Consider the following 21,465-nt stretch of genomic DNA (forward strand, 5'->3'; position numbering starts at 1 on the left):
CCGACATGTCACGTGTAGCCAAGCAGCCCATCACCTTGCCGAAGGGCGTCGAACTCTCGATCGCCAACGGCACCGTCACCGTCAAGGGCCCGAAGGGCACCCTGACCACCCACGAACTGCCGGGCGTTTCGTTCCAGCAGGAGAATGGCGTCGCGAACGTCGTTCTCGCCGAGGGTGCCGACGACAAGTTCGGCGGTACCGCCCGCGCGATCGTCGCCAACATGATCCATGGCGTGGCCAACGGCTTCGAGAAGAAGCTCGAGCTCGTCGGCGTGGGTTACCGCGCCCAGCTCACCGGTAAGTCGGTCAACCTCTCGCTGGGTTATTCGCACCCGGTGATCTTCGAGGCGCCGGAAGGCATCACCATCGAAGTTCCGTCGCAGACGGAAGTCCTGGTGAAGGGTGCCGACAAGCAGCTCGTGGGCCAGGTGGCCGCGAAGATCCGCGCGTTCCGTTCGCCGGAGCCCTACAAGGGCAAGGGTGTCCGCTACGCCGGCGAGACGATCATCCTGAAGGAAGCCAAGAAGGCCTAATCGGCCTATCCGCTTTCTGGAGACGAGACGATGAACAAGAACGATTCCCGCCTGCGCCGCGCCAAGTCGACCCGTGCCCACATCCGTGAGCTCGCCGTCGCCCGCCTGAGCGTGCACCGCACCGGTCAGCACATCTACGCCCAGGTCTTCGCACCGAACGGCACCGTCGTGGCAGCCGCCTCGACCGTGCAGAAGTCGGTGGCCGAAGGCCTCAAGAGCAAGAAGAACATCGAGGCCGCCAGCACGGTCGGTCGCGTCGTTGCCGAGCGCGCCAAGGCCGCCGGTATCGAAGCCGTTGCCTTCGATCGCTCGGGTTTTCGTTATCACGGTCGCATCAAGGCTCTTGCCGACGCGGCGCGTGAGGCCGGCCTCAAGTTCTAAGAGGCGTCAGGCCACGGCATCGGTCCCCAGGGACCGGTGCCGCCCGCTGTAACTACAACTCCAAGCGGCGACCAAGCCGTAAACAGAAGTCCCGGTACGTCCGGGCAGACAGGAAAGAGAGATGTCCTCGACAGATCGCGAAAATTCGGACGGCATGCTTGAAAAGCTGATCGCCGTCAACCGCGTGGCCAAGACCGTCAAGGGTGGCCGCCAGATGAGCTTCACCGCGCTGACCGTTGTCGGCGATGGCGAGGGTCGCGTCGGCTTTGGTTATGGCAAGGCGCGCGAAGTGCCGGTCGCCATTTCCAAGGCGATGGAACGCGCCCGCCGCAACATGGTGTCGATCGAACTGAACAATGGCACGCTCTGGTACGCGATCAAGGCGAACCACGGTGCGGCCCGCGTCTACATGCAGCCCGCCTCGCAGGGTACTGGCGTCATCGCCGGCGGTGCCATGCGCGCCGTCCTCGAAGTGGTCGGCGTGAAGGACGTGCTTGCGAAGGCCGTCGGCTCGCGCAACCCGATCAACCTCGTCCGCGCCACGATCAAGGGCCTCCAGGCCGTTGCATCGCCGAAGCGCATTGCCGCCAAGCGTGGCAAGACGATCGAAGAGGTCCTCGGCAATGGCTAAGAACAACGAAAACACCGGCACCGTCCGCGTCCGCCTCGTCAAGGGCCTTCGCGGTGTACAGGGTCGTCATCGTCTGAGCGTGAAGGCCCTGGGCCTGAACAAGCTCAACGATGTGCGCGAACTGAAGGATAGCCCCCAGGTCCGTGGCCTTATCAACACGGTCTACTACCTGGTCCGGGTCGAGGAGTAAACGTCATGCGTCTTAATGAACTCAGGCCCGGCAAGGGCGCCCGCAAGACCCGTACCCGCGTCGCGCGCGGTATCGGCTCCGGCCTCGGCAAGACCGCCGGCCGTGGTCACAAGGGTCAGCACGCCCGTGCCGGCAATACGCACCGCGTCGGTTTCGAAGGCGGCCAGATGCCGCTGCAGCGTCGTTTGCCGAAGGTCGGCTTCCGTTCGCTGAAGAAGGCCGATACGGAACAGGTCATGCTGTACCAGCTGGCGTCGGTCAAGTCCGACACCATCGATCTGATCGCCCTGCACGCCGCCGGTCTCGTGACCAGCCGCGCGAAGAAGGTCAAGATCGTCCTGAAGGGCGAAATCACCCGTGCGGTGAAGCTCTCCGGTGTGCTTGCGACGGCCGGCGCCAAGGCGGCCATCGAAGCCGCCGGCGGCAGCGTGGAGTAATCAGGTGGCTGCAGCGCAGGGCACAACGCTCGGCTCGCTGGGCAAACTGACGGAACTGCGTCAGCGCATCTTTTTCCTTATCGGTGCGCTGATCGTCTTCCGTCTCGGCTCGTTCATTCCCGTTCCGGGCGTGAACCCCGAGGCGATGACGAGCCTGGTCGAGGGTGGTGGCGGCCTGTTGAACATGGTCAACATGTTCTCGGGTGGTTCGCTGTCCCGCTTCTCGGTGTTCGCTCTCGGTGTGGTGCCGTACATCTCGGCGTCGATCGTGGTGCAGATGATGGGCTCGGTCATTCCGTCGCTCATGGCATTGCGCAAGGAAGGCGAGGCGGGTCGTCGCAAGATGACCACCTACACGCGCTTTGGCACGGTGGGCCTCGCGGCCTTCCAGGCGTTCGGCATCGCGGTGGCCCTGCAGAAGCAGGTCGCCACGGGCGGCGCACCGGTGGTCTACATGCCGGGTGCCGGCTTCGTCATGGCGTCGGTCGTCGGCCTCACCGCCGGCACGATGTTCCTGATGTGGCTGGGTGAGCAGATCACGGAGCGCGGAATCGGCAACGGTATCTCGATGCTGATCTTCGCCGGTATCGTCGCGGGCTTGCCGGGTGCCATCGTGCACACGCTGTCCATGGCGAACAACGGCGAGCTGTCGGTCCTGAAGCTGCTGATGGTCACCGTGGTGATCCTGGCGGTCACGGCCTTCGTGGTGTTCATGGAGCGCGCCCAGCGGCGTATCACCGTGAATTACGCGAAGCAGGGCAGCCAGCGTCAGTTCCAGCGCCAGACCTCGCACCTGCCGCTGAAGATCAACATGGCGGGCGTCATTCCGCCGATCTTCGCGACCAGCCTGCTGCTTTTCCCCGCGACCGCGGCGACCTGGTTCGGCTCTGCCCACCAGTCCCGTTGGCTGCAATGGCTGACCACGGCGCTGAGCCCGGGTGAGCCGGTCCACGACATCGTGTTCGCGGTGCTGGTGATCGGTTTCGCCTTCTTCTATACGGCGATCGTGTTCAATTCGCAGGAAACGGCCGATAACCTCAAGCGTTCGGGCGCGTTGATTCCGGGCATCCGCCCGGGTCGTGCCACGGCGGACTACATCGATGGCGTCATGACCCGGCTTACCGGTGTTGGCGCGCTCTACATCGTACTGGTCTGCCTGGTGCCCACGTTCATGCAGAACGCCTGGCACGTCCCGTTCTATTTCGGCGGCACTTCGCTGCTGATCGTGGTGGTGGTGGTGATGGACTTTACGGCTCAGGTCCAGGCCCATCTCGTCAGCCACCAGTACGAGAGTCTGCTTAAGAAGTCCAATCTCCGTCGCAGCTGAGACGCGACGGAGGCCCCAAGTAGGGGAGGCCTTGGCGCCCAGCGCCGCAGGACTTCCCGTTTAGGTTAATTACGGTTAGAATTGCGCGTTTACCGCGCACGAAACGCATCGGAGACAGTACATCATGGCGCGCATCGCGGGTGTCAATTTGCCGGTCCAGAAGCATGTCTGGGTTGGTTTGCAGAGCATTTACGGAATCGGCCGTTCGCGGGCGAAGCAGGTTTGCGTCGACGCGGGCGTGGTTGCGACCACCCCCATCAAGTCGCTCAGCGAAGGCGAGGTCGAGAAGATCCGCGCGGAGATCGCCAAGTACACGGTCGAGGGCGACCTTCGTCGCGAAATCGGCATGGCGGTCAAGCGCCTCATGGATCTTGGTTGCTACCGTGGCCTGCGCCACCGTCGCGGCCTGCCGGTGCGCGGCCAGCGCACGCGTACCAACGCCCGTACCCGCAAGGGTCCGCGTCGTCCGATCAAGAAGTAACGGATACCGATCATGGCTAAGCCGGTTAAAACCAAGAAGAAGATCAAGCGCGTCGTCACGGATGCCGTGGCCCACGTGCAGGCTTCTTTCAACAACACCATCGTCACGATCACCGATCGCCAGGGCAACGCCCTGTCGTGGGCGACGGCGGGCGGCGCGGGTTTCCGCGGTTCCCGTAAGTCGACCCCGTTCGCAGCGCAGGTCGCCGCCGAAAAGGCCGGCCGCGCCGCTGGCGACTACGGTGTGAAGACCGTGGAAGTGCGCATCAAGGGCCCCGGCCCGGGCCGCGAGTCGGCCGTGCGCTCTCTGAACGCGTTGGGCTACAAGGTGCTCAACATCATCGACGTCACGCCGATTCCGCATAACGGCTGCCGTCCCCCCAAGAAGCGTCGCGTCTAAGGAGCATACCCATGGCCCGTTATCGTGGAGCTACCTGCAAACTTGCGCGTCGTGAGGGTGCCGACCTCGGTCTGAAGAGCCCCGCCCGCGCGCTCGATTCCAAGTGCAAGCTCGAAAACAAGCCCGGCCAGCATGGCGCAAACAAGCGCGCCCGCCTGTCCGACTACGCTGTTCAGTTGCGTGAGAAGCAGAAGGTCAAGCGCATCTACGGCGTGCTTGAGCGTCAGTTCAGCAACTACTACACCAAGGCTTCGACCCAGAAGGGCAATACGGGTGAAAACCTGCTTCGCCTCCTGGAAAGCCGTCTCGACAATGTCGTCTACCGCATGGGTTTCGCGGTCACCCGCGCCCAGGCTCGCCAGCTCGTGGCCCACAAGTCCGTCACGGTCAACGGTAAGAAGGTCAACGTGCCTTCCTATCATGTCCGCCCGGGCGATGAGGTCTCGCTGACGGAGAAGGCCCGCACGCAGTTGCGCGTGCAGGAAGCGGCGACGATCTACGACACGATGGATCTTCGTCCGTCGTGGGTCGAGGTCGACAGCAAGAAGTTCGCAGGCACGTTCAAGGCCGTTCCGGATCGCGGTGATCTGCCGGCCGATATCAACGAAGCCCTGATCGTCGAGCTTTACTCGAAGTAATCCACCGGAGCCTTGCATGGCAGTTTCGTCAACTAGTGTGCTGCGGCCTCGTGGCCTCAGCGTCGAGCAGCTTGGAGCGAACCGCGCTAAGGTGGTGGTCGAGCCGCTCGAGCGTGGCTTTGGTCACACCCTGGGCAACGCGCTGCGCCGCGTGCTGCTCTCTTCGATTCCGGGCAGCGCGATCGTCGAGGTCGAAATCGACGGCGTGCTGCACGAGTACACCACCCTGGAAGGCCTGCAGGAGGACGTGATCGAAGTCCTGCTGAACCTCAAGGATGTCGCCATCCGTCAGCACAGCGGTGATGAAGTCACCCTGACGCTGTCGAAGAAGGGCAAGGGCGTGGTCACCGCGGGCGATATCGCGGTCGATCATTCCGTTGAAATCGTCAACCCGGAGCACGTGATCTGCCACCTCACCAAGGATGTGGCACTGAACATGCGCCTGAAGGTGCGTCGTGGCGTCGGCTACCAGCCGGCCAGCGCGCGCCAGCACCCGGATGACGAGACGCGGCCGATCGGCCGTCTGCAGCTCGACGCGTCGTTCGCGCCGGTCCTGCGCGTGGCTTACGAAGTGGACGCGGCTCGTGTCGAGCAGCGCACCAACCTCGACAAGCTCGTGCTCGACATCGAGACGAACGGCACGATCGGTGCTGAAGACGCAGTCCGCAAGGCTGCTGAAATCATCAACGATCAGCTGTCGGTTTTCGGCGATTTCTCGCGCCGCGAGAGCGATTCGACCAAGGCGGAGAAGGGTGGGTTCGATCCGCTCCTGCTGCGTCCGATCGACGATCTCGAACTGACGGTCCGTTCGGCGAACTGCCTCAAGGCCGAGAGCATCTACTACATCGGCGACCTGGTCCAGAAGACCGAGGTCGAGCTGCTGAAGACGCCGAACCTTGGCAAGAAGTCGCTGACGGAAATCAAGGATGTGCTGGGCGGACGTGGTCTCGCCCTTGGCATGAAGCTCGAAAACTGGCCGCCGCCGGGTCTTTCCCACGGCATGCAGCTGGGCTGATGTTTCACGGGGCGATCGGCATTCGATCGCCCCGATCCTTTGCACCACCCGGCGGATGCCTCGCGCACTTCCACCGGGATTCCAAAGCGGTCCAAAGAGGCCGTGCTCTTATAGCGGGGCGTTCTTAGTGCCCTGCATCAGCGGGTAACCGCGGGAAGTCGGCTCATCCTGACCGGCTTTTCATAACAATAGACTTAGAGAGTAAACGCCATGCGCCACCAGAAATCCGGTCGCAAGCTCAACCGCACGAGCAGCCACCGCGAAGCGATGTTCAAGAACATGGCTTCGTCGCTGATCAAGCACGAGCTTATCCGAACCACCCTTCCCAAGGCGAAGGAACTCCGTCGCGTCGCCGAGCCGCTCATCACGCTCGCCAAGACCGATGGCGTCGCCAACCGTCGTCTCGCTTTCTCGCGCCTGCGCGACAAGCAGGCTGTCGGCAAGCTCTTCGTCGAGCTGGGTCCTCGCTACCGCGAGCGTCCCGGCGGCTACCTGCGCATCCTCAAGTGCGGCTTCCGCCCGGGTGACAACGCCCCGATGGCGTATGTCGAGCTGGTGGACCGCCCGACCGCGGGCGAAGCAGTCGACGCCGACTAAGCCCTTCCAGGCTTGATCGAAAGAACCCCGGCCGGGAAACCTGCCGGGGTTTTTTTTGCTTTGTGTCGTGGGATGGGGGGAGCTTGCGGCTCGGCTTCGCCATCGCGCTCGTCGTGTGCGGCGAGGGGAGCTGCCGGGCGCCACCCTCGGCGCGACGGTAGTCGCCGTCCCTTGGGAAGGGATGCCGCTGCGCGGCCGTGTTTGATGGCTGCGCCCCGGCGGGCTCGGACGGTCGGGCGGGGGTTTCCGATTCGCCTTCCTGGCTCAGCGGAAACGGCCGGCCATCCCTGGCCGGCCCCCTGCGGGCCTTCTCCGCCCGCCCGTCCTCGGCTCCTAATGTCGCGCCGAGGGTGGCGCCCGGCAGCTCTTTCGACCCTGGGGTGGATTGGTTGGCAGAGCACCGCTAGCCACGTGTCGCGTGTCGCTCTCCGTGTCGCTTGCCACTTGCCGCACCCGGGTGGGAAGCGGGCTGGCCCGCGAATCCTCGATCTCTCCGGTGGCGAAGGAGGCTTGCACTGATCGGGCGAGGCTTGTCACCGCTCGCTCGGTTGCGATGCATCGCCTCGTTCGCTCATCCCGGGATGAGGGTTCGCGGACACGGTCCGCTCCCACCACGGTGAGGGGATCTCGCACGAAGACGGCTCCCCTCCAGGGACGGCATCCACACGGGGGCAGTGTCCGCTCAGATGGCGGGCGTTGCTTGTGCACACAACACCTCCGTGCTCTCTGCGCACCTCACAAGTGATTGACATGGTTACCAATGAAACTGCGTGCGCCTGCTGACAAGTGCCTACACAAAGAGTTAACGTGGGTGTCCCGCATCGCACCATCCCCACATGAACCCTCGTAACTGGTCCTTCCGCACACGCTATCTCGCTGCTTTCGTTGTCTGCGCGGCCCTCATGGGCTTTGCGTTGTACTCGCAGTACGTGATGCACCTGGACCCGTGTCCGCTGTGCATCTTCCAGCGCATCGCTGTGTGCTTCATGGGCCTGTTCTTTCTCATCGGTGGGTTGCATGCGCCGGTGAAGCGCGGCGCTCGCGCCACCTACGCGATCCTCATCACGCTAGGTGGACTGTGGGGCATCGGCACGGCAGGGCGTCACCTGTGGCTGCAGTCTCTTCCTGCCAGCGAGGTTCCTGCCTGCGGCCCTGGACTGGGCTACCTGTTCGACGCGTTTCCGTTCATGAAGATGCTGAAACTGGCGTTCACTGGCTCTGGCGAGTGCGCGAAGATCGAGCCGATCCTCGGCGTGCCGATGCCGGGATGGACCCTGTTCTGGTTCGTCGTTCTCGTCGTGTGGGCTCTCCTGTCCCTGCGCCGCAGCGTTCGTTGACTTTCCGCGCCTCGCGAGGCGCTTCCACGTAGGCATTACCCCATGCAGCACTCCCTCAAAGCCGTAGTTCCCCCGTCCATCGACTGGACGCCGGGCTCGTGGCGGTCGAGGACCGCCCTCCAGCAGCCGACGTACGAAGACGCCGACGAGCTCAACCGCGCGCTGGCGCAGCTCGGTGAACTGCCGCCGCTGGTCACCTCGTGGGAGATCCTGGCGCTGAAGGAGCGCATCGCCGAAGCGCAGGACGGCGAACGCTTCCTGCTCCAGGGCGGCGATTGCGCGGAGAGCTTCGCGGACTGCAACAGCCCGATCATTTCGAATCGGCTCAAGGTGCTGTTGCAGATGAGCCTCGTGCTCGTGCACGGCCTGAAGAAACCGGTGTTGCGCGTCGGTCGTTTCGCCGGCCAGTACGCGAAGCCGCGATCGGCCGACACGGAAACCCGCGATGGCGTGACGTTGCCGGCCTTCCGGGGCGATCTGGTCAACAGCCCCGAGTTCACGCCCGAGGCGCGCCGCGCCGATCCACAGCGTTTCATCAAGGCGCATGCACGCTCGGCGATGACGATGAACTTCGTTCGCGCATTGATCGACGGTGGCTTCGCCGACCTGCACCATCCCGAATACTGGGATCTCGCCTGGGTGGAGCATTCGCCGCTCGCCGCGGAATACAAGCGCATGGTCGCCAGCATCGGCGATTCGCTGCGTTTCATGGAGACTCTCGCCGGGCAATCGATCTCCAGCTACTCGCGCGTGGACTTCTACACCTCGCACGAGGCGCTCCTGTTGCACTACGAGGAAGCCCTCACCCGGCGGGTGCCGCGACAGGACGGCTGGTTCAACCTGTCCACGCACTTTCCCTGGATCGGCATGCGCACCGCCGCGCTCGACGGCGCGCACACGGAGTACTTCCGTGGCATCCGCAATCCCATCGCGGTGAAGGTTGGCCCGACGGTCCAGGCGGACGATCTGCTGCGCCTGATCGATGTCCTCAACCCGAACGAGGAGCCGGGCCGCCTGACCCTCATCCATCGCATGGGTAACGACAAGATCGGTACGCACCTGCAGCCGTTGCTCGAGGCGGTGAAGCGCGAGGGACGTCGCGTGCTGTGGGTGGCCGATCCGATGCACGGCAACACCGAGAGCACCAGCAACGGCTACAAGACCCGGCGCTTCGCCAACATCGCCGGCGAACTCGACCAGGCTTTCGACATCCACGCCGCGGCCGGTACACGTCTCGGCGGCGTGCATCTCGAACTCACGGGCGAAGATGTCACGGAATGCCTTGGCGGTGCCCGCGACCTCGTCGAAGGTGACCTCGATCGTGCCTACCGCTCCATGGTCGATCCGCGACTCAACTATGAGCAGTCGCTGGAAATGGCGATGCTGATCGTGCGCAAATCCGGCGGGATGGCCTGACTCCTTAGCGGTCGTGCCGTTCCCGGGCCCACGCCACATGCTCGCGCACGACCGGTGACGGATCGCCGGCGCGCGCGTCGAGCGCGGCGATGACTTCGTCGCTTGTGGGCGCATTGCCCAGGCCCACGGCGATATTGCGCAGCCAACCTTCATAGCCGGCGCGGCGTATCGCCATGCCTTCCGTGCGCGAGAGGAACTCCTGCTCGCTCCAGGCGAACAGGTCGACCAGCCTGGGTCCATCAAGGCTATGCCGCTGTGCGAAGTCGGGCTCGGTCGCCTCTTGCGCGAACTTGTTCCAGGGGCAAACCAGCTGGCAATCGTCACAACCGAAGACGCGGTTGCCCATCGGTTCGCGCAACTCGATGGGAATGCTGCCCTTGAGTTCGATGGTGAGGTAGGAAATGCACTTGCGTGCATCCAGCCGGTACGGCCCTACGATCGCCTGCGTGGGGCAGACGTCGATGCAGCGCCGGCAACTGCCGCAGTGGGCGCTGGCCGGCTCGTCCACGGGTAACGGCAAGTCGGTATAGAGTTCGCCGAGGAAGAAGTAGGAACCCGCGCGCTTGTTGATCAGTACCGTGTGCTTGCCGATCCAGCCGAGCCCTGCGTTGCGCGCGATCGCCTTTTCCAGCACCGGTGCGGAATCGACGTACGCACGATAGCGAAAGTCGCCGACACGCTCTTCGATTTTCGCGGCGAGCTTCTGCAGGCGGTTGCGCATCACCTTGTGGTAATCGCGGCCGAGGGCGTAGCGGGCGATATAGGCCTGCTCGCGGTCGTGGATGACATCCCAGGCATTCGGCGTGCCCGGCGGTACATAATCCATGCGAACGGAGATCACGCGAAGCGTGCCCGGCTCCAGTTCCGCGGGACGGCTACGCCGCCTGCCATGGCGAGCCATGTAGTCCATTTCGCCGTGGTGTCCTTCGGCCAGCCAGCGTTCCAGGTACGCCTCGTCGTCGCCCAGCTCGATGCCCGCGACGCCCACGTCCGCGAAACCGAGCTCGCGAGCCCATTGCTTGATCTGGGCGGCGAGGGCGGCGTAGTCGATGGAAGAGGAAGCGGACATGCGTCCATTCTACCGGGGGCTCCTATAATCGTCCGATGACCGCACCCCATCTCGGTATCGCCCTCTTCACATCCGGGCAGTCCCGCGCGATCGACCGACGCGCGATCGACGAGCTCGGCATTCCCGGCTTCGAACTGATGACGCGTGCGGCGGCTGCCGCCTTCGCCATGCTGCTGCGGCGCTGGCCCGCCGCACGGCGGCTGCGCGTGGTATGCGGCGCGGGAAACAACGGTGGCGACGGCTATCTCGTCGCCCGGGACGCGCTGGCCTCGGGACTATCCGTGGATCTCGTGGCGCTCGATCCGCCGAAGGGAGGGGATGCCGCCCGTGCCCGCGAAGCCTTCGAGGCGCTGGGGGGCGCCGTCCATCCTCTCACCGACTGGAACCTGCTACCGCCCGCCGACGTGATCGTGGATGGCATCTACGGCACGGGCCTGAACCGCGCTCCCGAAGGTCAGGCGGCCAGCGCCATCGAAGCGGTCAACGCATCGGGCCTGCCGGTGCTCGCGCTGGACGTACCTTCCGGCCTCTCGGCGGACACGGGCGCATGCCCGGGTGTCGCCGTCCATGCCGCCGCCACCGCGAGCTTCATCGTGCACAAGCGCGGCCTGCATACCTATCGCGCGGAGGTGGCTGGCGAAGTGGAACTGTTCGACCTCGGCCTGCCGGGGAGCATCCTCGAGGCGCCGGATGCGCGCCTGCTCGAACCGGCCGGGCTGCCTCGGCGTCCACGCGACTCGCACAAGGGCGGGAACGGCCATGTCCTCGCCATCGGCGGCGACCATGGCATGGGCGGCGCCGTGAGGATGGCCGCGGAGGCGGCATTGCGTACCGGCGCCGGCCTCGTCAGCGTGGCTACCCGCGAGGAAAACGTGCTGGCGATGAACGCGGCACGCCCGGAACTGATGGCGCATGGGGTCAATGGGCCGCAGGCCTTGCAGCCGATGCTGGAAAAGGCTTCCGTCGTCGCGCTCGGTCCGGGCCTCGGCCAGTCCGCCTGGGGCCATGCCTTGTGGACGACGGCGCTCGACGCGGGCCTGCCCACGGTCCTCGATGCCGATGGCCTCAACCTGCTGCATGCGGAGCCACGCCCACTCCCGGCGCGCATCGTTCTGACGCCCCATCCGGGCGAGGCGGGACGCTTGCTCGGTGTCGCGACGGCGGACGTGCAGGCGGATCGCTTCGCCGCCGGGCGCGAGATGGCGAGGAGATATCGCGCGGTGGTCGTCCTCAAGGGCAACGGCAGCCTGATCGTTTCGCCCGACGGACAGGTGGCGGTGTGCCCCTGGGGCAACCCCGGCATGGCCAGCGGCGGCATGGGCGACACCCTCACCGGCATCGTCGCCGGCCTCATGGGCCAGGGCTGCGAACCTTTCGAGGCGGCCTGCCTTGGCGTCGGCCTGCACGCGCGCGCGGCCGACGTCGCGGCACGGGCAGGTGAGCGAGGACTGCTGGCAGGCGACCTGCTCGACCCACTCCGTCGACTCGTCAACGGACTCGACGCATGAGCGCCCTGGAATGGAACCTCGCCGACGAGGAAGCCACCATGGCGTTGGGACGCCGCCTCGCGCAGCAGGTGCCCGCCGGCCTCGTCGCCTACCTTCACGGCGACCTCGGCGCGGGAAAGACCACCTTCGCACGGGCGTTCCTCCGGGCCCTGGGCGTCGGCGAACGTGTGAAGAGCCCCACGTACAGCCTGGTGGAGGGCTACGACATCGGCGAGCGCCGGGCCTTCCACCTCGACCTCTATCGCATCGCCGATCCGGGTGAACTGGAATGGCTGGGGCTGGACAGCCTGGCCGAACCGGGGGCCATCGTGCTGGTGGAGTGGCCCGAGCGCGGTACCGGTGCGTTGCCGGCGGCCGACCTCGAATTGAGCTTCCGCCACGAAGGGCAGGGACGTGCCGTCCTTTTCGAGGCGCGGTCTCCGGTGGGAGAACACATCCTCCGATCGCTGGGTGTCTGGCGCACCTGACGCGCGTACAAGGCCTTGTGTTTCAACAGGTTCTGCATCGACACACAAGGCGGTTCCCACCGGCATCCCCGGTCGTCGGTTGCGAGGCATTCCTGTACGCCCGTTGACGAAGGTTTCGCAGGTCATGGATTAACAAGGGAAAACGTCTTGCATTCAGCGGGCGCTTGCAGTTCAATCCTGGCCGTATGAGGGGAATCACTATCAAACTTGGCCTCCTTGCGTGCGTGACCGCCGTCGCGACGCTTGCCCCTGCCGTCTCGACAGCGGCCGACATCAAGGCCGCACGGGTCTGGGCTGGCCCGGAATACACCCGGGTGGTGTTCGATTTGTCCGGTCCGGCGACCTACAAGATGTCCCAGGGCGATACCCCGGGCAGTGTCGTCCTCGACATCGCCGGGAGCGCCGTGTCGGGTGACTTCGCCGCACCGGGTGGGCAAGGCCTGTTCAAGTCGATGACGGCCGGCAAGCAGGGTGGCAGCGCTCGCATGGTCGCCACGGTCGACCCGAAGGCCAAGCCGAAGAGCTTCCTGCTCAAGCCCGCCGGCGACTACGGCTATCGCCTCGTGCTGGATCTCTATCCCGGCGGGCAGAGCGATCCTGGCGACAACCCGGTCACCGACGACGCCCCTTCCGTGGCGGATGCGCCGGCCGAGGCGACTGCCGCGACCGCGCCGCGCGGCTCACGCGGCAAGTCGGTTCCCGCGGGCAAGCCGCCGATGCTGGCCGCCGAGCGCAAGGTGGTGGTCGCCATCGACGCTGGCCACGGGGGTGAGGACCCGGGCGCGCGCGGCGCGACCGGCCTGCGCGAGAAGGATGTCACCTTGCAGGTGGCGCGCGAACTCGCCGACCAGATCAATCGCCAGCCAGGGATGCAGGCGGTCCTCACGCGCAATGGCGATTACTTCATTCCGCTGAAGCGGCGCTACCAGATCGCGCGCGAGCACAACGCGGACATGTTCGTCTCGATCCACGCGGACGCGTTCAAGAACAGCGACGCCAAGGGCTCGTCGGTCTGGGTGCTGTCCCCTCGTGGCAAGACCTCCGAAGCCGCGCGCTGGCTGGCCGACCGCGAAAACCGGGCCGACCTTGTCGGCGGCGTGTCGCTGGACGACAAGGACGACACGCTCGCCGCCGTGCTGCTCGACCTGCAGCAGGGCTACGCGATGCAGGCCAGCGAATCGATCGCCGGCAACGTCCTGAAAGCGCTGGGCCGCCTTGGTCCCACCCATCGTGGCTACGTGGAGCGGGCCAACTTCGTGGTGCTGCGTTCGCCGGACGTGCCCTCGATCTTGGTCGAGACCGCCTTCATCACCAATCCTTCCGAGGAACGACGCCTGCGCGACGACGGCCACCGCCGTGAACTCGCCACCGCCGTCCTGGGCGGCGTGCGCAACTACTTCGAGTCGATGCCCCCGCCGGGTACCTGGTTCGCCGCCCAGGCGGCACGCCGGAACGGCACGTCGGTCGCCTCGACGGCGGCGTCTACCCCGGCCACGCCGGCGGCAGGCGCCGACGCCGATGCCGTCGCCTCCGGCGCGGTGAAGTCGGCGGCGCGCACGCCGCCGCCGAAGAAGCAGGCCACGAAGCCGGACGACAGGCAGCTCGCATCCGCCGATACGCCCGCGCCGGTGAAGAAATCCACCGCGCGCGCCGACGAAAACGTCCGCGACGTCCATCGCGTCAACCGCGGCGAGACGCTGACCGGCATCGCCCAGCAGTACGGGGTATCGGTCGGCGCGCTGAAGCTGGCCAACAAGATGACGGACAACAATGTGCGCATCGGCACGGTGATGGTGATTCCGTCGGGCTGAAGCGGGGCCGCACCCGCTTGGGCTATTCTTTCGACCTGAATGCCCGTCAGGTCGTGTCCCATGCCCATTCGTCCCCTTCCACCTGAACTGATCAACCAGATCGCGGCCGGAGAAGTGATCGAGCGTCCCGCCTCGGTGGTGAAGGAGCTCGTCGAGAACAGCATCGACGCCGGTGCGCGTCGCATCGAGGTCGACATCGAGCAGGGCGGGGTGCGGCTCATCCGCGTGCGCGACGACGGCGGCGGTATCCCGCGCGAGGAACTGGCGCTGGCGGTGGCATCGCACGCGACCAGCAAGATCGGCAGCTTCGACGACCTCGAGCGCGTGGCCAGCATGGGCTTTCGCGGTGAAGCGCTGGCGTCGGTGTCGTCGGTGGCACGTTTCTCCCTGACTTCCCGCCAGCAGGGCGAAGACTCCGCATGGCGCATCGATGTCGACGGCGGCCGCCTGCAGGAGGCGCGTCCCGCCCAGCATCCGCCCGGCACGACCATCGAAGTGCGCGACCTCTTCTACAACGTGCCCGCGCGGCGCAAGTTCCTCCGCGCCGAACGCACGGAGTTCGCGCATATCGACGATCTCCTGAAGTCGCTGGCGCTGGCGCGCGAAGGCGTGGATATCCGCCTCAGCCACAACGGCAAGCCGGTACGCCTGCTCAAGCCCGCGCGCGACGAAAACGCCGCGCTGGCACGCGTGGCCGAAGTGCTCGGCCCGGAATTCCCGGGGCAGGCGCTGCGCGTGGAACATGCCGCCGCCGGGATGCGGCTGTCCGGTTGGGTCGGCCTGCCGACCGCGTCCCGCTCGCAGGCCGACCAGCAGTATTTCTACGTGAACGGCCGCCTCGTGCGCGATCGTGTGGTCGCGCATGCGGTGCGCCAGGCCTATGCGGACGTGCTGTTCCATGGGCGCCACCCCGTCTTCGTGCTGTTCCTGGAACTCGATCCCGCAGGCGTCGACGTCAACGTGCATCCCGCCAAGAACGAGGTCCGTTTCCGCGAGCAGCGCCTGATCCACGATTTCCTCTTCCGTACCTTGCACGAGGCCCTGGCACAGACCCGCGCCGGGGTGTCCGCGCCGATAGCCGAGCCTTCCGTCCCGCTGATGGCGGCAGCCGGTGGCACGTCCTACGAAAACCGCCTGCCGTCGTCGCCGGCGATGCCGGCATGGCCGCAGGCATCGAGCCAGTCGCGATTGAGCCTCGGCGTGCGCGACGAGCCGCTGGCCGACTACGCCACGCTGTTCGGATCGATCGCGCCGCCACGACCCGCGACCTCGTGGACGCCGCCGTCCGGCAGCGAGGCGGAGCAGGGTGGGGATGTCCCGCCGCTGGGTTACGCCATCGCGCAGTTGAAGAACATCTACGTGCTGGCCGAGAACGAACACGGCCTCGTGCTGGTCGATATGCACGCCGCGCACGAACGCATCACCTACGAAAAGCTCAAGAGCGGCCGGATCACCGCCAACCTGCGTTCGCAGATGTTGCTCGTGCCGCTGACGATCGCGGTCAGCGCGAAGGAAGCGGCGGCGGCCGAGGAGCACGCCGACGCACTCGGCGAGTGGGGCCTTGAGTTGTCGCGCAGCGGTCCGGCTGGCGTGGTGGTTCGCCGCATTCCGTCGCTGCTGGAAGGCGCCGACGTCAGCCAGCTCACTCGCGACGTACTGGCCGAGCTCGCCCAGCACGGTAGCTCGCGCCGTCTCGAGGAACTGGAAAACGAATTGCTTTCCACCATGGCCTGCCACGGCTCCGTGCGCGCCGGACGCCGCCTCGGCATTCCTGAAATGAACGCGTTGCTGCGCGAGATGGAAGCCACGGAACGCTCCGGCCAGTGCAACCACGGCCGTCCGACCTGGGTGCAGTTGTCGCTGGGTGAGTTGGACCGCCTTTTCCTGCGCGGCCGATAGGTTTCCAAGAATCGGACGGCCAGCCGTCCATATGCCGAGGTTTACCCATGCTTTCCCCCTCCGAAACCGCATCCGTCGAACGAGCGCGCGCCGAACGCCTCGCCTTGCTCACGGCGCCAGGCGGATGGTTGAGCCTTGTCGGGCTCGAATGGCTGCAGCCCGGCCCCAACCGCCTGGGCAGTGCGCCGGACAACGACATCGTGTTGAAGGTGGGCCCGGAGCGGTTGGGCGTCGCCACGCTCGACGAGCGGGGCACCGTCGTGTTCGAACCGGCCAAGGGTAGCGGCGTCCTCGTCGACGGCAGGACGGTGGAACGCGCGGTCCTGGTGGACGATGCGTCGCCGACTCAGGCCGCTACCGAGGTACGTTTCGGCTCGGCGCATTTTTTCGTGATCGCGCGTGACGGCCGGAAGGCCTTGCGCGTGAAAGACGAGAACGCGGAAACGCGCACGGGATTCCGGGGGCTGGACTATTTCCCGATCGATCCGGCCTGGCGGATCGTCGCCGACTGGGTGCCGTTCGATCCACCGATGGAACTGGAGATGGGCACGGTGCTGGGCACGATCGAGAAGGAGAAGGTTCCGGGCAAGGCCGTGTTCGTGCACGAGGGCAGGACGTTCGAGTTGTATCCGGTCCAGGAAACACCGGACGCGTTGTTCTTCGTCTTCGCCGACCTCACCAGCGGCAAGGAGACCTATGGCGCGGCGCGCTTCCTCGACACCCCGCTGGCGAAGGACGGCAAGCTGGTGATCGATTTCAACGAGGCGCGCAATCCGCCTTGCGTGTTCACGCCGTACGCGACCTGCCAGCTGGCTCCGCCGGAGAATCGTCTCGACGTGCGCGTGACGGCCGGGGAACTGAACTACCGCGGCGCGTCGCACTGAGGCCGGTGGTTACACGCCCTTGAACGAAGCCTTGCGCCGTTCGAGGAAAGCCGAGGTGCCCTCGCGCATGTCCTCGGTGGAGAAGGCGATGGCGAAGCCCTGCGTTTCAAACGCCAGGCCCTGGTCGATGGCGCATTCGCCACCTTCGATCACGGCGTCGAGGATGCCCTTCAGTGCCAGCGGCGCCGCGGTCGCCAGCTGATCGGCCATCGCGTCCACCGTCGCGTCCAGTTCCTCGGCGGCGACGACACGGGTGACGATGCCCAGCCGTTCGGCCCGCGCCGCGTCCACCTGCTGGCCGAGCAGGCACAACTCCAACGCCGCGCCGCGCCCTGCGAGGCGGGTCAGCCGCTGCGTTCCGCCGAATCCGGGGATCAGGCCGAGACCGATCTCGGGCTGGCCGAAACGGGCCTTCTCGCTGGCCACGCGCAGGTGGCAGGCCATCGCCAGCTCCATGCCGCCGCCCAGCGCATAGCCCTGGATGCGGGCTATCACGGGCTTGCCGAGGCGCTCGATCGTGAGCATCAGGTCCTGTCCCGCGCGGGATGCGGCCTGCGCCTTCACGGGCGACCAGGCGGTCATCTCGGAAATGTCCGCGCCGGCCACGAAGGCTTTCTCACCGGCACCCGACAACACCACCACGCGCACCGCGTCGTCCTGGGCCGCCTGGCGGAAGGCCAGGGTCAGTTCGCCGATGGTTTCGCGGTTCAACGCGTTGAGCTTGTCGGGGCGATTGACGGTGATCGTGCGGACGGCGCCGCGGTCGGCGGTAGTGAGGGTGCGGAAGGCCATGTCGGGTTCCTGGCGGCGGGACAAGGAGGCGGATGGTAGCAGGCAGGGGAACCTTTGCCCCCGGCTTGGCGTCTCATGGCGAACGGGCGGGCCGGATGCCGATGGACTATCCTCCACGCACGCCCACGGTTCCGGGTTCACGGAGAACGGGATGTCACCCTTGCGTTTCCTGGTCATGTTCGTCGCGCTGTCGCTGTCCGCCGGAGCGGCGTGCGCGCAGTCGGCGCCCACGGCACCGGCCTCGGGTGCCCCGGCGATCGACAAGACCAAGCTGTCGTACGCCATCGGTTACCAGATCGGCACCCAGTTCGCGAACAGCGCGCAACCCGACGTCGATATCGCCGTCCTCGTGAAGGCCTTGCAGGACGGCTACGCGAAGCGGCCGCCCGGCGTGTCAATCGACGTGATGCAGCAGCAACTGGTGAATTTCGACGCCAAGGTGCAACGCGATTCGGCGGTGGAATTCCGCCGCGTGGCCCTGGCCAACGCGAAGCGCAGCGCCGATTTCCTCGCGCGCAACCGCACGCGTCCCGGCGTGGTCACCTTGCCGTCCGGTATCCAGTACGCCGTGCTCGCCAAGGGTCGCGGTCCGCAGGCCCAGGTCACCAGCACGGTGGTGGTCAACTATCGTGGCGCATTGATCGACGGTACGGAATTCGACAGCTCCTATGCGCATGGCAAGCCGGTGACGTTCACGGTGAACCGTGTCATCCCCGGCTGGCAGGACGTGATCCCGCGCATGCGGGTCGGCGATCGTTGGAAGGTCGTGATCCCGCCGGCGCTGGCGTATGGCGAACGCGGCGAACTGCCGCGCATCGGCCCCAACGAAGCCCTGGTGTTCGAGATCGAACTGGTCGATATCCGCCAGTAGGGCCGGCGCCGCCGCGCCGCCTCCGCTCGCGCTAGAATGGCCGACGGTATGGCCATCGCTACCTCCTCCACGCTTCCCTTGACGCCCTGCACGGGCGTCTGCCGGCTCGACGCGCGCGGCCTGTGCATGGGCTGCCTGCGCACGGGCGACGAGATCGCCCGGTGGTCGACCCTGAACGATGCGCAGAAGCTGTGGATCATGGATGAGATCCTGCCCCGCCGGCAGGCTGGCTGATGGACGACATGCTGGAGAGGCTTCGCGGCGCGCTGCTTCCCCTGGAGGCACCCCCTGGCCCGCGCGGGTGGAACCACGATGACATGGCCGAATTGATCGGCGATGCGCCGAGGCGTCCGGCCGCGGTTTTGATCGGCATCCGCGACGACCGCGAGCAGAACGTGCTGCTCACCGTGCGCACCGACACCTTGCAACAGCATGCGGGGCAGGTGGCTTTCCCCGGTGGCCGCGTCGAACCCGACGATGCCGGCGTGGTGGCTGCCGCGCTGCGCGAAAGCCAGGAAGAAATCGGCCTGGACGCGGCGATGGTGACGCCGCTGGGCTTCCTCGAATCGTTCGAGACCATCAGTGGCTACTCGGTCACGCCCGTGGTCGCGCGCGTTGCCGCCAACGCGGAACTCAAGCCGGACCCGGGCGAGGTGGCCGAAGTGTTCGAAGTACCTTTCGCGTTCTTCCTCGAACCGGCGAACCTGCGCCGCTACACGATGGAATTCCGTGGTCACCGCCGCGACATGGTCGAGTTCCTCCATGCGGGCTATCGCATCTGGGGTGTGACGGCGGCCATCCTGTTGAACCTGCTGAAACGGATGGGTCACCCATGCTGATCTCGCGCACGCTGATCGACGCGGCCACGGCCGCCCACTTGCCGGCGCACGACGTACTCTTCGTCGACGCGCGCTTCGACCTCAACCAGCCGGGAGGACGCGATCCGGGCAAGGGTGACCAGGACTATGCGTTGTCGCATGTACCGGGAGCGGTGCGTGCCGACCTCGACCGCGACCTCGCCGACATGGCGACGCCTTCGCAGGGGCGCGGTCGCCATCCGCTGCCATCGGCCGCATCCTTCTCGGCATGGCTTTCCCGCGCCGGGTGGCGGCCCGACGTGCAGGTGGTCGTCTACGACGCGGCCGGCGGATCGCTCGCCGCCGCGCGCTTCTGGTGGCTGGCGCGGTTGGCCGGCATCGACAACGTGGCGGTGCTGGATGGTGGCTGGCCGGCGTGGCTGGCGGAGGGCCTGCCCACGGACAACGTGCTGCCGCTGCGCGAGCCGACGACGGTGCATGCCGTCTTCGACGAGGCGGGCACCGTGAACGCGGAAGCGTTGGCCGAAGGGGTCGCCAGTGGCCGCCTGCTCCTGCTCGATGCGCGTGCGGCGCCGCGTTACCGGGGCGAGGTGGAGCCGCTGGACCCGGTGGCGGGTCATGTGCCCGGTGCGCGCAATCGTCCCTTCTCCGACAACCTGGACGCGGAAGGCCGGTTCCGTTCGCCGGAGGAACTGGCGCGGGCATTCAACGCGATGATCGCCCCACACCCGGCGGAGGATGTCGTGCACATGTGCGGGTCCGGTGTCACCGCCTGCCACAACCTGTTGGCGATGGAGTACGCGGGCCTGTGCGGCTCGCGGCTGTATGCACCGTCGTGGAGCGGTTGGGTGAGCGATCCCTCGCGTGCGGTGGCGACGGGCGAGGGCTGAACGCCCTTCAGAGCGGAACCGTACGCCGCTCCCGCGCGCTCACCTGCGCCGCCTCGATCACGCGGATCACGTCGCGCGCCTCGCGCGCCTCCACCGGTAGCGCCGTGCCATCGCGGATCGCCGCGGCCACGCCGTCGTAGAAGGCGGTGTAGCGGCCGGGCAGGGTCTCGATCGTGGTCACGCTGCCGTCGGCGTCGGTGAATCGGCCGAACAGGGCCGCGTCGTCCTCGCCCCAGCCGTCGCCGCCGGGACGCCGCCCCTCGCGCAGCGCCGCCTCCTGCCCGTCGATGCCGTACTTGACGAAGCTGCCGCCGTCGCCATGCACGAGATAGCGCGGGCCGGGGTCGCGCACGAGCACCGAGGCGTGCAGCACCGCGCGGCGGCGGCCGTAATCGAGCACGAGGTGGAAGTAATCGTCGGCCCGCGCGGCGGCACGTTGCCGGGTCACGTCGGCCGTGACCGCCAGCGGCAGGCCGAACAACACCAGAGCCTGGTCGATAAGGTGCGCGCCCAGGTCGTAAAGCAGGCCGGAACCCGGTGCCTCCGTTTCGCGCCACCCTTGCTTGATCTCCGGCCTGAACCGGTCGAAATGCGCTTCGTAGTACGCGACCTCGCCCAGCCGGCCGTCTTCGACGAGACGGCGCACGGTGAGGAAATCGTTGTCCCAGCGCCGGTTCTGGAAGACCGAGAGCTTGCGACCGCGTTCCGACGCCAGGGCGATCAGCGCCTCGGCCTCGGCGGCGTTCAAGGTGAACGGTTTATCCACGACCACGTGCTTGCCCGCCTCCAGCGCGGCACGGGCGAGCGAAGCATGGCTCTCGTTGGGCGTGGCGATCACCACCAGCTCGATCGCCGGGTCGGCGAGCAGGTCTTGAGGGTTTTCGTATGCCTTCGCCTCGGGAAAGTCGCGCAGGATGTCGTCGCAACGCCGGCTGCCGATGGCTGCCAGGCGCAGGCCTTCGGCGGCCGCGATCAGGGGGGCGTGGAAGAAGGCGCCCGCCGTGCCATAGCCGATGAGGCCGGTGGGGATCGGTTGGGTGAGGGTTCGGGTAGGGGGCATGGCGGCAAGGTTAG

23 protein-coding genes and 1 pseudogene are annotated in these 21,465 nt (G+C 66.5%); 21 read left to right on the top strand and 3 right to left on the bottom strand.

Translation table 11 applies throughout. The annotated features are described in order from the left end of the window. The first annotated feature begins 5 nt into the window (after nt 1–5). The 13 genes from rplF to ACR9Y6_RS00800 all read left to right on the top strand — a co-directional run bounded on the left by rplF (nt 6) and on the right by ACR9Y6_RS00800 (nt 9,382). On the top strand, nt 6–533 hold the full coding sequence (rplF, locus tag ACR9Y6_RS00740; RefSeq protein WP_481279550.1) for a 50S ribosomal protein L6: 528 nt from the start codon (nt 6–8) through the stop codon (nt 531–533). Nucleotides 534–563: 30 nt separating this feature from the next. Continuing rightward, nucleotides 564–914 (top strand): 50S ribosomal protein L18, encoded by a 351-nt coding sequence (gene rplR / locus ACR9Y6_RS00745; RefSeq protein ID WP_306849892.1) that lies wholly within the window; start codon nt 564–566, stop codon nt 912–914. A 121-nt stretch (nt 915–1,035) separates the two neighbouring features. Further along, complete coding sequence (gene rpsE / locus ACR9Y6_RS00750) at nt 1,036–1,545, top strand: 30S ribosomal protein S5 (protein ID WP_029213879.1); 510 nt, start codon at nt 1,036–1,038, stop codon at nt 1,543–1,545. Further along, the gene (gene rpmD, locus ACR9Y6_RS00755; RefSeq protein WP_371023350.1) at nt 1,538–1,735 is read left to right on the top strand and encodes a 50S ribosomal protein L30; all 198 of its coding nucleotides are present in this window, start codon (nt 1,538–1,540) and stop codon (nt 1,733–1,735) included. The genes rpsE and rpmD overlap by 8 nt, the downstream gene beginning before the upstream one ends. Before the next feature lie 5 nt (nt 1,736–1,740). Beyond that, nucleotides 1,741–2,172 (top strand): 50S ribosomal protein L15, encoded by a 432-nt coding sequence (gene rplO, locus ACR9Y6_RS00760; protein ID WP_306849898.1) that lies wholly within the window; start codon nt 1,741–1,743, stop codon nt 2,170–2,172. A gap of 4 nt (nt 2,173–2,176) precedes the next feature. Beyond that, nucleotides 2,177–3,499 carry a preprotein translocase subunit SecY gene (gene secY, locus ACR9Y6_RS00765; RefSeq protein WP_481279551.1) on the top strand — a complete coding sequence of 441 codons (1,323 nt, stop codon included), beginning with the start codon at nt 2,177–2,179 and terminating at the stop codon, nt 3,497–3,499. 124 nt (nt 3,500–3,623) lie between these two features. Then, nucleotides 3,624–3,980 carry a 30S ribosomal protein S13 gene (rpsM, locus tag ACR9Y6_RS00770; RefSeq protein WP_029213875.1) on the top strand — a complete coding sequence of 119 codons (357 nt, stop codon included), beginning with the start codon at nt 3,624–3,626 and terminating at the stop codon, nt 3,978–3,980. Nucleotides 3,981–3,992: 12 nt separating this feature from the next. Continuing rightward, nucleotides 3,993–4,379 carry a 30S ribosomal protein S11 gene (gene rpsK / locus ACR9Y6_RS00775; protein WP_007513384.1) on the top strand — a complete coding sequence of 129 codons (387 nt, stop codon included), beginning with the start codon at nt 3,993–3,995 and terminating at the stop codon, nt 4,377–4,379. Between the two features lie 11 nt (nt 4,380–4,390). Next, nucleotides 4,391–5,017 carry a 30S ribosomal protein S4 gene (rpsD, locus tag ACR9Y6_RS00780; protein WP_029213873.1) on the top strand — a complete coding sequence of 209 codons (627 nt, stop codon included), beginning with the start codon at nt 4,391–4,393 and terminating at the stop codon, nt 5,015–5,017. A 16-nt stretch (nt 5,018–5,033) separates the two neighbouring features. Further along, nucleotides 5,034–6,032: a DNA-directed RNA polymerase subunit alpha gene (locus tag ACR9Y6_RS00785; RefSeq protein WP_046967234.1), complete on the top strand. Its 999-nt coding sequence runs from the start codon at nt 5,034–5,036 to the stop codon at nt 6,030–6,032. A 210-nt stretch (nt 6,033–6,242) separates the two neighbouring features. Further along, entirely contained in the window at nt 6,243–6,629 is a 387-nt protein-coding gene (rplQ, locus tag ACR9Y6_RS00790; protein ID WP_306849943.1) for a 50S ribosomal protein L17, read from the top strand. 836 nt (nt 6,630–7,465) lie between these two features. Beyond that, a complete protein-coding gene (locus ACR9Y6_RS00795) occupies nt 7,466–7,966 on the top strand; it encodes a disulfide bond formation protein B (RefSeq protein ID WP_481279552.1) in 501 nt (166 codons plus the stop codon). A 42-nt stretch (nt 7,967–8,008) separates the two neighbouring features. Beyond that, a complete protein-coding gene (locus ACR9Y6_RS00800; RefSeq protein WP_481279553.1) occupies nt 8,009–9,382 on the top strand; it encodes a class II 3-deoxy-7-phosphoheptulonate synthase in 1,374 nt (457 codons plus the stop codon). Nucleotides 9,383–9,386: 4 nt separating this feature from the next. Here ACR9Y6_RS00800 and queG read toward each other — a convergent pair whose 3' ends face one another. Beyond that, nucleotides 9,387–10,451, bottom strand: a complete 1,065-nt coding sequence (queG, locus tag ACR9Y6_RS00805) for a tRNA epoxyqueuosine(34) reductase QueG (protein WP_481279554.1) — start codon at nt 10,449–10,451, stop codon at nt 9,387–9,389. A 35-nt stretch (nt 10,452–10,486) separates the two neighbouring features. On the opposite strand from queG, the gene ACR9Y6_RS00810 reads away from it, so the two are divergent. The 5 genes from ACR9Y6_RS00810 (at nt 10,487) to ACR9Y6_RS00830 (ending at nt 17,020) form a co-directional block, all read left to right on the top strand. After that, nucleotides 10,487–11,959, top strand: a complete 1,473-nt coding sequence (locus ACR9Y6_RS00810) for an NAD(P)H-hydrate dehydratase (protein WP_481279555.1) — start codon at nt 10,487–10,489, stop codon at nt 11,957–11,959. Beyond that, nucleotides 11,956–12,426: a tRNA (adenosine(37)-N6)-threonylcarbamoyltransferase complex ATPase subunit type 1 TsaE gene (tsaE, locus tag ACR9Y6_RS00815; RefSeq protein ID WP_481279556.1), complete on the top strand. Its 471-nt coding sequence runs from the start codon at nt 11,956–11,958 to the stop codon at nt 12,424–12,426. Before ACR9Y6_RS00810 ends, tsaE begins: the two co-directional genes overlap by 4 nt. Nucleotides 12,427–12,611: 185 nt before the next feature. Further along, a complete protein-coding gene (locus ACR9Y6_RS00820) occupies nt 12,612–14,237 on the top strand; it encodes an N-acetylmuramoyl-L-alanine amidase (RefSeq protein ID WP_481279557.1) in 1,626 nt (541 codons plus the stop codon). Nucleotides 14,238–14,297: 60 nt separating this feature from the next. Further along, nucleotides 14,298–16,136 carry a DNA mismatch repair endonuclease MutL gene (gene mutL, locus ACR9Y6_RS00825; RefSeq protein ID WP_481279558.1) on the top strand — a complete coding sequence of 613 codons (1,839 nt, stop codon included), beginning with the start codon at nt 14,298–14,300 and terminating at the stop codon, nt 16,134–16,136. Nucleotides 16,137–16,183: 47 nt separating this feature from the next. Further along, nucleotides 16,184–17,020: a DUF1684 domain-containing protein gene (locus ACR9Y6_RS00830; protein WP_481279559.1), complete on the top strand. Its 837-nt coding sequence runs from the start codon at nt 16,184–16,186 to the stop codon at nt 17,018–17,020. A gap of 9 nt (nt 17,021–17,029) precedes the next feature. Here ACR9Y6_RS00830 and ACR9Y6_RS00835 read toward each other — a convergent pair whose 3' ends face one another. Continuing rightward, a complete protein-coding gene (locus ACR9Y6_RS00835) occupies nt 17,030–17,812 on the bottom strand; it encodes an enoyl-CoA hydratase/isomerase family protein (RefSeq protein WP_481279560.1) in 783 nt (260 codons plus the stop codon). A 151-nt stretch (nt 17,813–17,963) separates the two neighbouring features. Here ACR9Y6_RS00835 and ACR9Y6_RS00840 point away from each other — a divergent pair, with 151 nt between their 5' ends. The 3 genes and pseudogenes from ACR9Y6_RS00840 to ACR9Y6_RS00850 all read left to right on the top strand — a co-directional run bounded on the left by ACR9Y6_RS00840 (nt 17,964) and on the right by ACR9Y6_RS00850 (nt 20,391). Beyond that, nucleotides 17,964–18,683, top strand: coding sequence for an FKBP-type peptidyl-prolyl cis-trans isomerase (locus ACR9Y6_RS00840; protein ID WP_481279561.1), 720 nt, complete (start codon nt 17,964–17,966; stop codon nt 18,681–18,683). A 36-nt stretch (nt 18,684–18,719) separates the two neighbouring features. Continuing rightward, nucleotides 18,720–19,522, top strand: a pseudogene (locus ACR9Y6_RS00845) (CoA pyrophosphatase). Next, the gene (locus tag ACR9Y6_RS00850) at nt 19,516–20,391 is read left to right on the top strand and encodes a sulfurtransferase (protein WP_481279562.1); all 876 of its coding nucleotides are present in this window, start codon (nt 19,516–19,518) and stop codon (nt 20,389–20,391) included. Before ACR9Y6_RS00845 ends, ACR9Y6_RS00850 begins: the two are co-directional and overlap by 7 nt. Before the next feature lie 7 nt (nt 20,392–20,398). On the opposite strand, the gene ACR9Y6_RS00855 is transcribed toward ACR9Y6_RS00850, so the two are convergent. Then, nucleotides 20,399–21,451 (bottom strand): oxidoreductase, encoded by a 1,053-nt coding sequence (locus ACR9Y6_RS00855; RefSeq protein WP_481279563.1) that lies wholly within the window; start codon nt 21,449–21,451, stop codon nt 20,399–20,401. Nucleotides 21,452–21,465 lie beyond the last annotated feature (14 nt).

The organism is Luteibacter sp. TLI7-4A, assembly GCF_056754745.1.